General features: G+C 47.3%; 13 protein-coding genes. 4 read left to right on the top strand and 9 right to left on the bottom strand.

Going from position 1 to position 15,477, the window contains the following annotated elements; translation table 11 throughout:
- Positions 1-18: 18 nt before the first annotated feature.
- Positions 19-303 carry a hypothetical protein gene (locus tag HV832_RS02240; protein ID WP_176801903.1) on the bottom strand — a complete coding sequence of 95 codons (285 nt, stop codon included), beginning with the start codon at positions 301-303 and terminating at the stop codon, positions 19-21.
- A gap of 171 nt (positions 304-474) precedes the next feature.
- Here HV832_RS02240 and HV832_RS02245 point away from each other — a divergent pair, with 171 nt between their 5' ends.
- On the top strand, positions 475-2,535 hold the full coding sequence (locus HV832_RS02245) for a M13 family metallopeptidase (RefSeq protein ID WP_399309710.1): 2,061 nt from the start codon (positions 475-477) through the stop codon (positions 2,533-2,535).
- Between the two features lie 253 nt (positions 2,536-2,788).
- On the opposite strand, the gene yoaA is transcribed toward HV832_RS02245, so the two are convergent.
- Positions 2,789-4,804 carry a DNA repair helicase YoaA gene (gene yoaA, locus HV832_RS02250; protein WP_218131928.1) on the bottom strand — a complete coding sequence of 672 codons (2,016 nt, stop codon included), beginning with the start codon at positions 4,802-4,804 and terminating at the stop codon, positions 2,789-2,791.
- Positions 4,805-4,851: 47 nt separating this feature from the next.
- A complete protein-coding gene (locus HV832_RS02255; protein WP_176801904.1) occupies positions 4,852-5,052 on the bottom strand; it encodes a YdcH family protein in 201 nt (66 codons plus the stop codon).
- An 84-nt stretch (positions 5,053-5,136) separates the two neighbouring features.
- Here HV832_RS02255 and HV832_RS02260 point away from each other — a divergent pair, with 84 nt between their 5' ends.
- Positions 5,137-5,937: a PP2C family protein-serine/threonine phosphatase gene (locus HV832_RS02260; protein WP_176801905.1), complete on the top strand. Its 801-nt coding sequence runs from the start codon at positions 5,137-5,139 to the stop codon at positions 5,935-5,937.
- A 53-nt stretch (positions 5,938-5,990) separates the two neighbouring features.
- Here the strand turns inward: HV832_RS02260 and HV832_RS02265 are convergent, their stop codons facing one another.
- The 3 genes from HV832_RS02265 to HV832_RS02275 all read right to left on the bottom strand — a co-directional run bounded on the left by HV832_RS02265 (position 5,991) and on the right by HV832_RS02275 (position 9,591).
- Entirely contained in the window at positions 5,991-6,638 is a 648-nt protein-coding gene (locus tag HV832_RS02265) for a glutathione S-transferase family protein (protein ID WP_176801906.1), read from the bottom strand.
- Positions 6,639-6,718: 80 nt separating this feature from the next.
- Positions 6,719-8,575: a type IV pilus assembly protein FimV gene (locus HV832_RS02270; protein WP_176801907.1), complete on the bottom strand. Its 1,857-nt coding sequence runs from the start codon at positions 8,573-8,575 to the stop codon at positions 6,719-6,721.
- Positions 8,576-8,823: 248 nt separating this feature from the next.
- Positions 8,824-9,591, bottom strand: coding sequence for an RNA methyltransferase (locus HV832_RS02275; RefSeq protein ID WP_176801908.1), 768 nt, complete (start codon positions 9,589-9,591; stop codon positions 8,824-8,826).
- Between the two features lie 160 nt (positions 9,592-9,751).
- Between HV832_RS02275 and HV832_RS02280 the strand changes: the two genes are divergently transcribed.
- Positions 9,752-10,546 carry an inositol monophosphatase family protein gene (locus HV832_RS02280; protein ID WP_176802099.1) on the top strand — a complete coding sequence of 265 codons (795 nt, stop codon included), beginning with the start codon at positions 9,752-9,754 and terminating at the stop codon, positions 10,544-10,546.
- Positions 10,547-10,635: 89 nt separating this feature from the next.
- Complete coding sequence (locus HV832_RS02285; protein WP_176801909.1) at positions 10,636-11,991, top strand: DEAD/DEAH box helicase; 1,356 nt, start codon at positions 10,636-10,638, stop codon at positions 11,989-11,991.
- 139 nt (positions 11,992-12,130) lie between these two features.
- Here HV832_RS02285 and HV832_RS02290 read toward each other — a convergent pair whose 3' ends face one another.
- The 3 genes from HV832_RS02290 to HV832_RS02300 all read right to left on the bottom strand — a co-directional run bounded on the left by HV832_RS02290 (position 12,131) and on the right by HV832_RS02300 (position 15,455).
- Positions 12,131-12,358 carry a hypothetical protein gene (locus tag HV832_RS02290; protein WP_176801910.1) on the bottom strand — a complete coding sequence of 76 codons (228 nt, stop codon included), beginning with the start codon at positions 12,356-12,358 and terminating at the stop codon, positions 12,131-12,133.
- A 136-nt stretch (positions 12,359-12,494) separates the two neighbouring features.
- On the bottom strand, positions 12,495-14,237 hold the full coding sequence (locus HV832_RS02295) for a glycosyltransferase family 39 protein (protein WP_176801911.1): 1,743 nt from the start codon (positions 14,235-14,237) through the stop codon (positions 12,495-12,497).
- A 3-nt stretch (positions 14,238-14,240) separates the two neighbouring features.
- On the bottom strand, positions 14,241-15,455 hold the full coding sequence (locus HV832_RS02300; protein WP_176801912.1) for an EAL and HDOD domain-containing protein: 1,215 nt from the start codon (positions 15,453-15,455) through the stop codon (positions 14,241-14,243).
- Between the last annotated feature and the right edge of the window lie 22 nt (positions 15,456-15,477).

The following is a 15,477-nucleotide window of genomic DNA, read 5'->3' on the forward strand; positions in this document are numbered from 1 at the left end:
TGCCAGTCAGATTGTCTATCATCCTAAATAAGCAATTTTCGATGATATAACGAGATAATCACGGATGAAATCAAGCTTTGCACGACTCTTTTTCGGCACCACCCTGCTGAGCCTTCTCCTGTTATCCCTGCCCGCATACAGCATAGGCAATCCCACCTGTCCTATCAGCACCAGCGATACGTTCACTATCCACGCCTGCAGCGCATTGAAGGCATGCCGGACCGCTTGCAGGGAATCCTGACGCCATTGAAATGAAAGTGCGGCACACAATGATCTTGTCAAAAAAACCTGCATCGCCTCCATTCACTAACAGGACAATGCTTGATAAAATGAAAAAATTATTTAATTTATTATGAGCGATTTGCCGCTTCTATTTTCAGAATGGCGAATCCCGTCCATTCCGTTTGTCCCGTCGTGCCACCTCAATCAGACGGCATGTTAACCAAGTATTTCACACTCAGGAGACCCCAACAAGTGAAAGCCACCGTTTTAAGCGCCATTGCGCTGATGATCGCCGGAACCACCGGCGCCGCCCAGGTTTATGCTGCGGAACCAGCCAAAGCTGCCGCCAGCGGCGTTTTGTTATCCGGAATTGACACGCAGTACGCCGATAAATCCGTCAAACCTCAGGAAGATTTCTATCGTCACGTTAACGGCACCTGGATGAAAACCGCACAGATTCCATCCGATCGCTCCTCTGCTGGCGCATTTATGGATCTGCGTGAAGCGGTGGTTCCGCGCCTGCATGCGATTATCGAGGGTCTGGCAAAAAATAAAAATGCTGCTGACAGTGATGCTCAAAAAATCAGCGACCTGTATTCCAGTTTTATGGATACTAAAAACATTGAGACACAGGGCTTAAAACCGCTGCAGGCGGACTTTGCTAAAGTAGACAGCCTCACGGATAAAAAACAGCTGCCAGCGTTCATGGCCTGGGTCAACCGCATCAGCGTGACGGCACCGTATGATATTCAGGTGCATCAGGACAATAAAGACTCCACCAAATACGTGCTCGATATCGGTCAGTCCGGCCTGGGATTGCCAGACCGCGATTATTACCTGAAAGATGACGATGCCAAGCTGAAAAACATCCGCGTCGCTTATCTGAAACATATCGAAACCATGCTAAGTATGGCGGGCGACAAAGAGGCTGTCAAAAATGCAGCGGCCATTCTGGCATTTGAAACGGAACTGGCGAAAGTCCAGTGGACCAAAGTCGAGTTGCGTGATCCGGTCAAAGCCTACAACAAAATTGAACTAAGCAAACTGGCCGATCTCATGCCCGGCTATGACTGGGACGCCTATCTGAATTCATTGGGCGTGACCGGTAAAATCAGCTACCTGATTGTTGCACAGCCCAGTTACCTGACCAGCATGAACAGCATCCTGCAGGCAACGCCGCTTGATACGATCAAAGCCTATTTCAGATGGCATGTGCTGAGCTCTGCTGCTGGTCAACTTCCAAAGCAATTCAGCGAGGAAAGCTTTGCATTTTTTGGTAAAACGCTGCGTGGTGTGCCGGAACAGGAAATCCGCTGGAAACGCGGCGTACGTCTGGTCGATGCCGGTATGGGCGAAAGTCTGGGGAAACTGTATGTTGCAAAATATTTTCCGGCTGACAGCAAAGCACGGATGGAAAAACTGGTAGCAAATCTGCTGCTCGCCTATCAGAAAAGCATCGATACACTAGACTGGATGAGTCCGGAAACGAAAAAGGAAGCGCAGGCAAAACTTTCCACATTCATGCCAAAGATCGGTTATCCGAACAAGTGGAAAGACTACTCCGCATTACAGATCACCAAGGGGGATGCCGTTGCCAATCTACGGGCAATACGCAGTTTTGCAGCGCAAACCGAACTGAACAAACTGGGCAAGCCAATCGACCGTGAAGAATGGGGGATGACGCCGCAGACGGTTAACGCCTACTACAATCCTGAAATGAATGAGATTGTGTTCCCTGCAGCGATTTTGCAGCCGCCCTTCTTTAATCCAAAAGCTGACGATGCCGTGAACTATGGCGGTATCGGCGCTGTGATCGGCCACGAAATCAGTCACGGCTTTGATGACCAAGGCTCGCAATATGACGGTGCCGGCAATCTGCGCGACTGGTGGACCAAGGCAGATCATGAGAAATTCGCCGCCAAGACGGCAGCGCTGGTCAAACAATATAATGCCTTCAGCCCGGTTCCGGGCTATAACGTGAACGGTGAGCTGACACTGGGTGAAAACATTGCAGACAACTCAGGTCTGGCAATTGCCTACAAAGCTTATCGTCTGTCGCTGGGTGGCAAACCCGCGCCGGTCATTGGCGGACTGACTGGTGAGCAGCGCTTCTTCACCGGCTTTGGCCAGGTGTGGCGCGGAAAAATGCGTGAACAGGAAGCGATTGTCCGCATCAAAACAGACCCGCATTCTCCTGGCGAGTTCCGGGCCAATGGGTCTTTGCGCAACATGACGCCGTTCTACGAGTCTTTCGGTGTGAAAGCCGGCGACAAAATGTATCTGCCAACATCGGAACGGGTTTCCATCTGGTAATCAACGCATCCGGAATCATTTCCGGTACGTAACCAAAAGCTGAATATCGCAGGATATTCAGCTTTTTTTCATTTCGCCGGCGTTTCCGGACCGTCGCCACCGAGCTCAAAGACGCAGAGAAGCCTTTCCATGATTATTCATCTTTTTTATACTGAGGGGAGTATATTTTAACGTCCTTTATATTTAAGGGGGGATAAGGCGAAAATGCCAGATACTCCCCCAAAAAAATCAGCTGGGAGTGGATACAAAATCCTCATTCCGCAGACGCAGCATTATTTTGTTTCAGTTGCCCGAAAAATGCCACCACGTCTGCTTCCACACGCGTTCTGGCGAAACCAGGCAGGCTTTGCCAGATACGCTTGCCATATGGCTTAGAAATAAGACGCGGATCACAAATCATCAGCACTCCGCGATCCGTTTCATCACGAATCAGACGCCCCGCCCCCTGTTTCAGATTGATGATAGCCTCGGGAAGCTGGTGATGTACAAAACCATTCAATCCCTTTTTTTCCATGGCGCTGATACGCGCAGCCAGCACCGGGTCATCCGGCGGCGAAAAAGGCAGTTTATCGATAATGACCAATGACAATGCCTCGCCACGGACATCGACCCCCTCCCAAAAACTCTGACTACCGATCAGCACACCATTTCCTGCGGCACGGAAACGATCCAGCAATTCTGTCCGTCCGGCGGTACCCTGCACAAACAAGGGAAAATCCAGACCACGCTGCTCAAACTCCGACTTCAGACGTTCAGCACAATGCCTGACGGCCTTTAAGGTTGTGCACAGTAAAAATGTCCTACCACCGGCAGCAGTAATCACCGGCAAGGCGGCGTCAATCACTGCATCTGTGTAATCGCGCGAATTTGGGTCGGGCATCCGGTCCGGCACATACAGATATCCCTGCTCCTGATAATTAAAGGGGCTGGGCCAGGTGTGTGCCGGTTCATTCCATAAGCCCATCTGAGAGACGTAATGGGTGAAATCATTTTTCACCGCCATCGTTGCTGAAGTGAAAATCCAGGCTCTTGGCGTTCCTTCGCGCTGTTTATTGAAAATAGGCGCAATCGACAAGGGCGTGCGGTGCAATTGCAAAGATACGGAAAATGCTTCCACCCAGAGTACATATTCGCCATCATTGGCTTTAAGATCGAGGGCCGCATTCCATTTCTCAATCTGGTCCAGCAACAGGATGGCCCGAGCGCGGCATTGCTCCAGTGTCTCCGCACGCTCCGCCTGTTTTTCCAGTACGGCTATCATGTCATCCAGACCGCGCTTCAGCGCTTCCAGCGCCTCAAAAAATGGGCTCGATGGCGCGATCTGATCCAGCGACAAACGCACAATATCCTGCGGAAAGGCCAGTCGCAAATCACGCGCTGCCCGTTCGACCGGGGCAACCAGTTTGGCCCACTCCGCGCCATCTCGTGCATGCGACAGACCTTCTGCCAGCACATCACGACATAATTCCAGCACCTGGGATGTGGAAACCGTCTCACCAAAAAACAAAGTCGCCGTTTCCGGTAATTGATGCGCCTCATCAAAAATGACCGTATTGGCCGAAGGCAGCAACTCGGCAATGCCCGTATCTTTCAGCGCAACATCGGCAAAAAACAAATGATGATTCACCACCACCACATCGGCTTGCTGCGCCTCTTTGCGCGCTTTCATCACGAAACAATCCTGATAATACTGGCATTCAGAACCAACGCAGTTTTCCTTGGTCGATGTCACCAGACTCCAGACCGATGCACCTTCTGGCACACGCGATAATTCCGCCTTATCACCGCTAGCAGTCGTTTTGATGAAGCGGGAAATATCCCGCAGATAGCCGACATCCTCACGCGAAGTGAGACGGCCATTTTGCAGAGTACGTTCCAGATGGTAATGGCACAGATAATTCGCACGCCCTTTCAGCAAAGCGACGGATACAGGGGCTTTCAGCACTTTCCGGATCGTTGGAATGTCACGTAAAAACAACTGATCTTGTAAATTTTTTGTACCAGTTGAAACAATCGTTTTCCCGCCCCACAGCAATGCAGGGATCAGGTAAGCGTAAGTTTTCCCGGTTCCGGTGCCCGCTTCCGCCAGCAAAGTGCCGTGTCCGGCAATTGCACTGGCGATGGTTTTTGCCATTTCAATCTGCGGCGACCGCGGACGATACCCGGGGATAGCCTGACTTAAAGGACCGTCAGAGCCAAACAGATGTGCGATTTCAGTATCGTGTTGATCAGGGGCAATCGTCGTATTCGGGGGAGATATATCAGTCAAAATTGGTCATTCAAAGGCAAAAAGCAGTCTTTCTCTGCAGGATGATCTCAGGCTGGTACATCGGGAGTCAGCTGCATTTTGAGTAAAGTGATATGATCTTTGAGCTGTAATTTACGCTTTTTCAATCTACGCAATTGCAGCTCATCATGAGCAGGGTCCTTGAGTAGTGTGTTAATCACGACATCAAGATCCCGGTGTTCCACTTCCAACTCAATTATTCGTTGTCGTACTTGTTCAGGATGGCTCATAGCCTTCAGCTTACAGTAGAATAGTATTAATTTCGGGAAAGTCTTACGAGGCTGACTTTTCATTAGTGTAATCTACCGAGACGTATGAGCCAATATAAGATCGAAGCCGGCACCGGACAACATATCGGCGACAGGCAAGAACAACAGGATAGGGTCGGACTTTTTGCCGCCCCCAATGCACCTGGCTATATGATGGCTGTGGTGGCTGACGGCATGGGCGGAAAAAGCGGTGGCGCACTGGCTGCAGAACAGGTAGTACGTACGGCAAAACAATTGTTTGATGACTTTTATCCTGGCAATGATGTTCGTCACCTGCTCGAATCCATCCTGCAGGAAGCGCACACTGTGATCAAGCTGACCGCAGTCTCGGCAGAAAAAGAGCCACACAGTACATTAGTCGCTATGGTGATCACCCCTCAGCAGCAGGCAATCTGGGCACATGCAGGCGACTCTCGCCTTTATCGCTTCAGCGGACCTAATTTTGCCGAAAGAACCCGGGATCACTCTTATGTTGAGAAACTGGTTGATGAAGGAAAAATCCAGTCGGAAGAAGCCAAAACCCACAAATTAGCCAATATTCTCGTGAACGTGCTTGGTTCAACGACTTCCCCGCCCTATATTGAATTCGGACAACGCGATAATCTTCAGGTCAACGACTGTTTCTTATTGTGCTCCGATGGACTCTGGCATTACTTTGATGATGCTGAATTATCTGCCGCGGTCGCCGCGAATTCACCACGACAGGCATCTGAATTGCTGATCCGGAAAGCACGGGACCGGGGTGCTCCGCGCGGCGACAACTGTACATTCGCCATCGTGAAACTGGTTGAGCCGCCGAAAGAAATCAAAAATTATACCGTACAGAAAATGCGCCGGGCAGTATGAAAAATGGGAAGCACAGCTCCCCATTTTTATGAATATCGTACGCTGTCCTGATCTTATTTTTTACGACTCATCATCAGCACCTGATTTTCTTTCCGGTCGGCATTCACTTTCTGGACATGGGGTCTCGTAGCTAGACGTTCCAGATATTCCTTCACTGGCAACTCTGCCAGAAAATCGCGGCCATAAATAATCTTTGTCGCAAGTGTGATCAAAGGCAAATGCACAACTGCTGCGCAATCCGCCATGCTGAATTCAGCGCCTGCGATAAATACATCAAACTTCGCCAGCTTCGCAAAAGCTGCAATATTGCGGGTCAGTTGCTTTTCCGTACGGTTTTTGATCTCATCCGAAATACTGCCACCAAAAAATGCCTGCCCATACAATTCGCGTGCAACCAGTTCCAGATGCAATTCCAGAAACACAATCAATTCACGAACCTTGGCTGCCGCAAAAGCATCCTCAGGAAGTAAGGGGCGATCAGGATAAACCTGCTCCAGATATTCCAGAATCACTTGCGACTCGCATAAAGCACCATGCGGAGTTTCAATATACGGTATCTTACCAAGCGGCGATCTCGCGATCAGCTCCGGCGAACGGTCAGTCCATATCAGAATCTCTTCAAACGGAATCTGCTTTTCCAGCAAAGCCAGTTTGACCTTGTTGTAATAATTGCTTACGGCAAAACCACAAAGCTTAATCATCAGTGACTACCTTCCGCTAAATTGAGATACAGGCGTAAAAATGATGGCATTTGATTTGATCGGAGTATCGGGGCCATCTTTCAGGGTTTGGTGTGAAAGTCGATAGCTTCAAAATTAATAACGTGAGACTGATCTGCTGAATCCTCCCCTGACTCTGCCACAGGAATATCCGTTGCCGCTTTCCAGCCACTGATCTGTTCACCCATTGACTTTAATCTGTCGAGCTCATTGGCAATCGAAATCAGCAACAGGATATCCCGATAGACCGGTAAATCAAAGCCTATACGCTTACCATCACGATCATCAATCAGCAAACTTTCCAGGAAAGGCAAAATATCATTGGTCTGCCAGAGGCCGCATATTTTTTGGATCAGATGTTCGAAATCGTCCAGATGACGCACCGTCAGACTAGCAGGATCAACCTCAAACTCAGGCACATTCGCATTGAAATACACGACAAAACGATCTCTGAGTGCATCGTATTTTCCCTTGTTGCCAGTCATACGATACAGATCAAGTAAATACAGCCAGGGCACGGGAGATTCCGGCTGCGTCTGATCGGCCTGCGGCTCAAGAATTTCAATTGCCCGCTCAGGATCATTCACCGACATCCAGAATTCAGCTTCCTGAGTCACATCTGAAATCTCTTCGACCTTGAGGGAATGTCCTCGTGAAGAGAAAAAGTTAAAAGTGCTGCTGTTGGTATCTTCCAGTGATGGCGTGTAGCTGCGACTAAACACGGAATTGGCTTCCAGGTTTCCCAGTGAAGCCGATTCCCCTCGATTATTTTTCGGCACAATTGATACATGCGCCAGGTCACTGGTAACAAACGTTTTTTCCATCAACTGAGAATGCTCACCTGCAGTCGTGGCTGGTCCATAAGAAGCCTGAACATGATCAACCAGTTCTTCGACACTGCGTCTGGTTTCCGCCGTCTTCGATTCTTTTTGCTCCCACCAGGTGGATGCAGTTTTTTTATGTAGCCGCCGGACGTAAGCGAGCAGTGTCAGCAATACCGCTACACTACCCAACATCAGAACCAGCAGAAGGTATAACCAGTTTTTAGCGACTGAAGTGTCTTTCAGCTCTTCGACAGCAGCTTTATCGAGTTGAATCTGGCGTTTCAGCTGGATAGCTTCATGTTGCAGGCTCTGTATTTTTTGTTGTTCTGCATTGTTTTTTTCTGTATTCGCTATTGGTAATTTTTCATCACGCAGCATTGCCGCGAACTGCGTCTGGGCCAGCCGGATTGCTTCGATATCTACGTCGGCAGAAGTACCTCCTTGATCAGGGAGTGACAATGTGTCGGACGACCTTAAGCCAAAAACTAGATTTTCCCCATCCCTGGACAATTTAAGCGTATCTTTTCCGGTATTGGCAGGTCTCGGCAAAAACAGTTCAGGCGACATTTTTTGCTGTGGCGTATTTTTTCTCTTATGTGCGACAGGCTCCTCTGACACTTGACGCGTCAATGTGACCGAACTGATTACTTGCCGCCCCTGATCTTTCTTTGCCAGTCTTTCAGAAGTAGAAATATTTGCTTTGAATGTTTCACTTTCAGGTTGAGTACGAGGTTGCTCTATTGGAGAAGCAGTCGATAATTCGGGCGGATCCAATAACACCAGATACTCGCGATGAAACTGAATTTCACAGTTCACCTTCAGCACGACTTTAACAGCCGGCTCCAGCAGACTTTTTCGTGTTCCCAGCTTCAGGAAGCGCCTGTCACCCTGTGAGATAAAATTTAATGCAACAGGCGCCAGCAAGGTGCCATCTGCAGCCTCCACTGAAGCTTTGAAACAATTCAGATCGATATCAAAAGCCTCCGCGCCGGTGACTTCCAACTGTGCCTTCAGAGGCTGACCAAGTGATGACTGCATACGCAGCCCGCCAACGCCCAATGCGGCAACGGGACCCGCCAGGCAGATGGCAAACAAGCCTGCACAGAAACGGGAAATAACAGATCGTCTGAATAAAGCAGAAATAATGACACCTTCTTAATTGTCAGAATTATTTTGAATAAGCAATGTGTCCACATTGCAATCTTACTGAGGTTACAACAAATAGGATGTCACTGAAAATGCCAAAAGAGAAATAAATTAATTGCAATACAATCGATTTCATCATATTTATCAATTTAAACAACAATTCCGAAGGATTTATTATCGACAAACCCGTTTTGATATTACTTGCTCGGCATGTCCATGATTTTTTTTGCGATTCCACGCAATATATTGACCTCCTCAGTTTCCAGCTGAGTGCGGGAAAATAAACGTTTTAATCGAGGCATCAACTTCTTCGGCTGATCCGGGTGCAAAAAATCAATTTTGATCAAGGCCTGCTCCAGATGCGCATACATGCCATCGAGCATATCACTGGTTGCCAACTGTCCGCGGAATCCAATCTGAACATTTTTTTCAGCATCAGATATTGGATTCTGCCCTGCAGCCATACGTCCTTCGTAAGCCAGCAACTGAACTGCCTGCGCCAGATTTAACGATGAATACTCAGGATTGGCTGGTATATGAATCAACCATTGACAATTCATCACTACTTCGTTAGGTAAGCCATAACGCTCACTACCGAATACCAGTGCCGCATTGACCAGATTCCCTGCTGCCTGATTCGCCAGCTCCCGCGGAGTGATCAATGGCGGAGAGAATTCACGCAGCCTGGCGCTGACCGCAGCCACCAGATCACAACCTATCAGAGCCTCCTCCACGGTATCAACAATACGGGCGTTATCCAGAATATCCTGAGCTCCGCTGGCAAAGGCGATTGCCTCAGGATGCTTGAGTACATCTGCAAACCGCGGCCGCACCAGATAAAGCTGGGAAAATCCCATGGTTTTTAACGCCCGTGCAGCCGCACCGACATTTCCCGGGTGGCTGGTTTCCACCAGAACAAACCGCAAGCGATTAAAAAGAGATGTGTCAGTTTGTGTCAAGTTCATTTAAAATAGCCATAAATTTGCGTTGTTTTTTTCTGCTAAGTGCGATTCCTGAAAAACAGCAGCGCACGCTCTTTATCATTTTTGTCCAGCAATATGATCCTTCATCCCAGAGGCATGATGATCTGTTTGCCGTCATTTTATCGGAAACCTTATGCACCCAATGCTGAATACTGCGGTAAAAGCCGCTCGTCGTGGCGCGACACTGATTAATCGTGCTTCTTTTGATCTCGATCGCGTGAGCATCACAGAAAAACATTTCAATGACTTTGTGACTGAGGTCGATCAGGCCGCAGAAGCTGCCATTATTGAGGTGCTAAAAACCGCTTACCCAGATCATGCGATTCTGGCTGAAGAATCTGGTGCATCCGCTAATCTGCATGACCAAAATGATTATGTCTGGATTATTGATCCGCTCGATGGTACCACTAACTTCATTCACGGTTTCCCGCAATATTGCGTCTCCATTGCTTTGCAGCACCGCGGTGTCATTACCCAAGCCGTAGTTTATGATCCTACTCGTAATGAAATGTTTACTGCCACCAAAGGAGCCGGTGCATTTCTGAACGAAAAACGGATTCGTGTCACTCGCTGCGATAAACTGGCCGACTCTTTGATCGGAACCGGCTTTCCGTCCAGAGACCTGTCGGCACTCGATCAATACCTGGAAATGTTTAAAGTCATGACCGGTAAGTGCCAGGGACTCAGAAGACCAGGCTCTGCAGCACTGGATCTGGCTTACGTGGCGACAGGACGCCTCGATGGCTTTTTTGAAAAAGGCCTGGCACCATGGGATATCGCAGCAGGCTCTTTATTAATTACAGAAGCAGGTGGGATCGTGGGCAACTTCTCTGGCGATGCCGATTACCTGTATAAGGGTGATATCTTGGCTGGGACGCCTAAAGTATTTGCGCAAATGGTGAATGTACTCCAACCCTTTGCAGCAGCACCAAAATAAACATAATGGCCTGCCATGCTCTGGCATGCAGGCTCCTTTCCGGATTCACGAAAAATGAATCCGTGTTTTCAGTAATCCAGTAGAAATCCATGTCATCATTTAGCGAACTCGGTTTGTCCGAGGATATTGTTCGCGCAGTCAGCGAACAGGGTTATATCTCCCCCACCCCAATCCAGCAACAGGCAATTCCTGCCGTCATTCGTGGCGGAGATTTATTGGCTGGAGCACAAACCGGAACCGGCAAAACAGCGGGTTTTACACTGCCTATCCTGCAGCGTTTAGCCAGCACTACCACATCCAAGGACAAAGTTACCCGACGCGTCATTCGCGTTCTGGTGTTGACGCCTACCAGGGAGCTGGCGGCACAGGTACAGGAAAATATTGCTTTGTACAGTAAATATCTGCCGCTGAATTCCGGTGTCATATTTGGCGGTGTCGGAATTAATCCGCAGATCAAATTATTAAAACATGGCGTGGATATTCTGGTCGCCACTCCAGGACGTTTGCTGGATCATCATCAGCAAGGTACCATTGATTTGCGTCATATTGAAATACTGGTGCTGGATGAAGCTGACCGTATGCTCGATATGGGTTTCATTCACGACATCAAGAAAATTCTCGCCATTCTGCCGACCAAACGCCAGAATCTGTTATTTTCCGCAACGTTCTCCGATGACATCAAAGCACTGGCAGATCGCTTATTAAACAATCCTGCGATGATCGAGGTTGCCCGACGCAATTCAACGGTGGAAGTGATCGGACAGAAAATTCATCCAGTGGACAGGGACAAAAAACATCCGCTGCTGGCCTACCTGATCAAAACACACCAATGGTCCCAGGTATTGGTATTTACCCGGACCAAGCACGGTGCCAATAAGCTGGTAGAGCAATTGGGTAAAGATGGCATTGGCGCCATGGCAATCCATGGGAATAAAAGTCAGTCAGCCCGCACCAAGGCACTCACTGAATTCAAGGACGGCAGCCTGCCTGTATTGGTCGCCACAGACATTGCGGCACGCGGCATTGACATTGATCAGTTACCGCACGTTGTGAATTATGACCTGCCGAATGTACCGGAAGACTATGTCCATCGCATAGGTCGCACTGGCCGTGCGGGCTCCACCGGAGAAGCGGTATCCTTGGTATGTGTTGATGAATTTAAATTGCTTGCCGATATTGAAAAATTCATCAAACGCCAGATTCCGAAAGAAATTGTCGATGGATTTATTCCGGATCCAAACGCCAAAGCTCAACCAATACAACTCCGCAGTTTTGAAGGACGCCCACCTTCTTCAGGTAAACGTCCGCCACGAGCACAATCCGGAAACAAACCCGCACAACTGGCAGCCAACAAGACGCATACTGGAAATCCTCGTCAAGGCACTAATCGGCAGTCCATGAAACCAGCCCTGACTCATCGCTCAGGAAGTCGGGGGCAAGGCTGAAGGTGATCGAACAAATATTGCGCGACTAGCGATACCCATTGTTTTAATTTAGAAAAGCCCTTAAGTCATCAAGGGTTTTTCTCATTCAAGAAAATTACCGATCAGCCGCTATTCCCAGAATTAGAATAGGCTCAATTGATTACCAACTTGCCTTGGACAAAATAATCAGCCATTTTTTCAATACCAACATTTCCAGGTGACCAGCCTGAACACCTGTAGAGCAATCCAGAATAGGATTAACTCGATACGCTCGCTGGCGAAAATCTCGGCAGACAAACATTTCTCGACGGCCAAGGCGCACTAAAAAAGACCTGGGGGAAAACTGAAGACTAAAGCGGGTATCGAAAGATTGTTCAAGGTATGCCATTTTAAAATCTCCTAGTCAGGTATCAAGGTACTTCATTTAATATGCATTTGATGAGAGTACTTTAACACAAAATACTGTACATACAATCAGTATTTTGTACTGTGGCGAATTTCTGACAATTTGAAACGCGTGCACGTCAATTATTGAAAATCGAAACCTCTCCAGATTGCTTTATCAATTGAAAAGCGGAGGCATACTTTTTTTGGTAAAAGTCAGATAAATCATCTGATAAAACAAGTAAAGATATTTTGGAAGTCCTAGTCAATTCAATAAATTCGGCATCATCTATAACAATCTGATTTTGATGTAATTTATTTCCCCAGAATAAATCACTGCTGCGACTATCAATAATTTGAACGGTTTTTTTTAAATAAAATGGAAGCGAAGATTGTTGCTCAAAAAAACGATATGTAAATACGTTTCTTTCAGGAAAATCTCTCACCAGAATTTGAGAAAGCACTTTTGTTGAAATCGAATTGCCTCGAGCAATTACAGTTTCCAATAACAGTGGCAAACATACAGCCGGGATTAATAAGTAGCTGACAAATCTCGCCCCAGAAGCACGGATTGACATCAGAGATACGATTAATGTCGTTATCAAGAGAATCAATGTCGCATAAAGCGCAAATTTTTTAAGCGGCAATCCAAGTATTATCCACTCAGGAAGAGTGGTATTCCCCACCAGCCACCATAAAGCAAAGACAGAGACACATGCAATTAAAACTCCAGGTATTGCCAACACCCAACGCCGCACAAATTGCATCTCGTCCAATATAAAAGCCATTTGGAGAACTGCAAATGGCATGATAGTCACCAGATAATAATTTGCCTTCGCACTCGACACAGAAAAAAACAATAACGGCATGAGCCATGCAACAAAGAGAAATAACTGGAATTTCTCATTCAACATTATCTTAAGTCGCCGCACAAGCAACAGAGGTAAGAAGAAAGACCATGGAAATAAAAACAGAAGTGCCCGTGGCAAGTAATACCACCAAGTCCCGGCATAATAATCGTGCGGTTCCCGCTTACCCAGAAAACGTAAAATATGTTCGTTGATGAAATAAAACCAGGTAAAAATAGGCTCTGCGATCATGGCTGCAATATGCCATGGGGCAGCAATCAGCAGGAAGAGCAATACAGCTTTCCAATAAAACCAGGCACGAATCTTTGTAAAAAAATCTCTTACCGAAACTGATCGCAATGCGATATAGGAAAACATAACAATCGCAAACAATATCAACGCAACAAAGCCTTTCGCCAATAACGCGAATGCCAACATAACCATAGACTGATGATGCGCCCGTCTGTCGTTGTATTCAACAAAAAGGTAACCATTCATCAGGGCAGCAGCGAGAAAAAAAGTCAGCAACATATCGAACATTAAAGTTCTCGACATGAGCGTCACCCCCAAAGAACTGACGAACATAAGCGCTGCCAGGCGGCCAGCTTCAAATCGCTGCAAACGTGTGGAAAACCATAAAATCAGACCGACACAGCCAAGTGCAGATAGCGCCGGCACCAGTCTGACAACCCACTCCTGTTCTCCGAAAATGACGAAGAAAAGTGCTGTCAGCCAATACAGCAAGGGGGGCTTCTCCATGTAGGCAAGACCATTCAGATGGGGGATGGCCCAACCTTTCCAGTTGGTTGCCAGCAACATTTCTCTCGGAATTTCTGAATAAAGACCTTCATTATTATTCAGAACAGGATACGCACCCAATCGATATCCGACAAAATAGATGGCGGCGATCCAAACCAGCCACAAAGGAATAGCTGGAAGTTGTGCGATATGTCGTTGTTGCATTTGAGTATTTTTTTGATAAAAACATATAAAAAAACGGCAAGCAATCACTGCTTGCCGTTTTTTTCGGAGCATTATTTAGGCTGCATCAGCAACATTTTTTGCCCAAACCAGCGCTGCCAGATGTGCTGCATTAACATCTTCAGCTGCAATTTTCAGGGACTCGGCGAGAGAACCGACCAACATACTATTCAACTCACACGCTTCGGACAAGGCAAGATAGGGACCATAAATACCGCCTCTTGTCAGCAAAGCTTCTGTAACTACATCCGGAAGCTGTATCGTCTCCAGAACCTCTTCCATTGGCAATCCCAACAGACGATCCAGCAGCGAAAACATACCAGCGACAAAGAGGTTCTCTGCTTCTGCTTTAGGCATTTGCATTTGCCCCAGCAACTCAGCAAAACGCCCTCTGACAATTGCGGTTTCAAGTAATACCGGCGAATATCCGCCCGTATTTGCCGACGCCAGTAACACAGTCAGCCAACGGTAAAGCGGACTATATCCCAACATCTGAACCGCATGTTTTAAAGACTGTATTTCAGTGCGCAAACCGAATCCGGCAGAATTGATATACCGCAGCAACTTATAAGCAAGGGTAGCGTCGCGCTTCACAACCAGCTCAAGCTGCTGGATATCTGCATTTTTCCTGACCATCTCCATTAATTGCAAGATCGTTGTTTGAGATGGATTCAGACTTTTCTGTGCAGAACCTGGTCGGGGGGTCAAATGCAGTTTTCCAACAAAGCTTTCCAGCCCCAAAGCAGAGCAGGCATCAAAGTCCTGCCACGTTGCAACATCACGCGCGACCATCCGAATTGACGACTGTTTTAGTGCGCCATAGATTTTTGCCTGAGAAGCAAAATTAGATGCATTCAGTTTGACTTCTATATGAGAAACAAAGGTGAAAAAAGAACGCTCTAACGTGCTTACCTCTGCTCCTCTCAGACAAATACCAAAGCCATCGGCCCGCAATTGCTTGACTGCGTTTAAAACGGACTCATCGGCGAAATATTTCTTATGCAGGATAAGAACAGTATTTTTTGCTGGAAATAACTTCAGGCTTTCGGAATGCAATAACTCTGGTAATGCCTCCAAAAAAACGAGACTGTTTCCGATTAAAAAACCATCTTCATCATTGAGATGACCCGCAACAAATTCTAATAAATAGTCTAGATTTTCAGCATCCAGCTTAGATTCAGAATTGGTTTGTTGCCAGGAGAATTGAAAGCCGATTACTTTTTGCTTAGGATCAAGCAAAGGCTCTCTTAAGATAAAATTATTTTCAATCATACGACTTTTTTGTTTATTTGAT

It is taken from the genome of Cognatundibacterium oligocarboniphilum, from assembly GCF_013377855.1.
Lineage (GTDB): Bacteria > Pseudomonadota > Gammaproteobacteria > Burkholderiales > Burkholderiaceae_D > Undibacterium > Undibacterium oligocarboniphilum.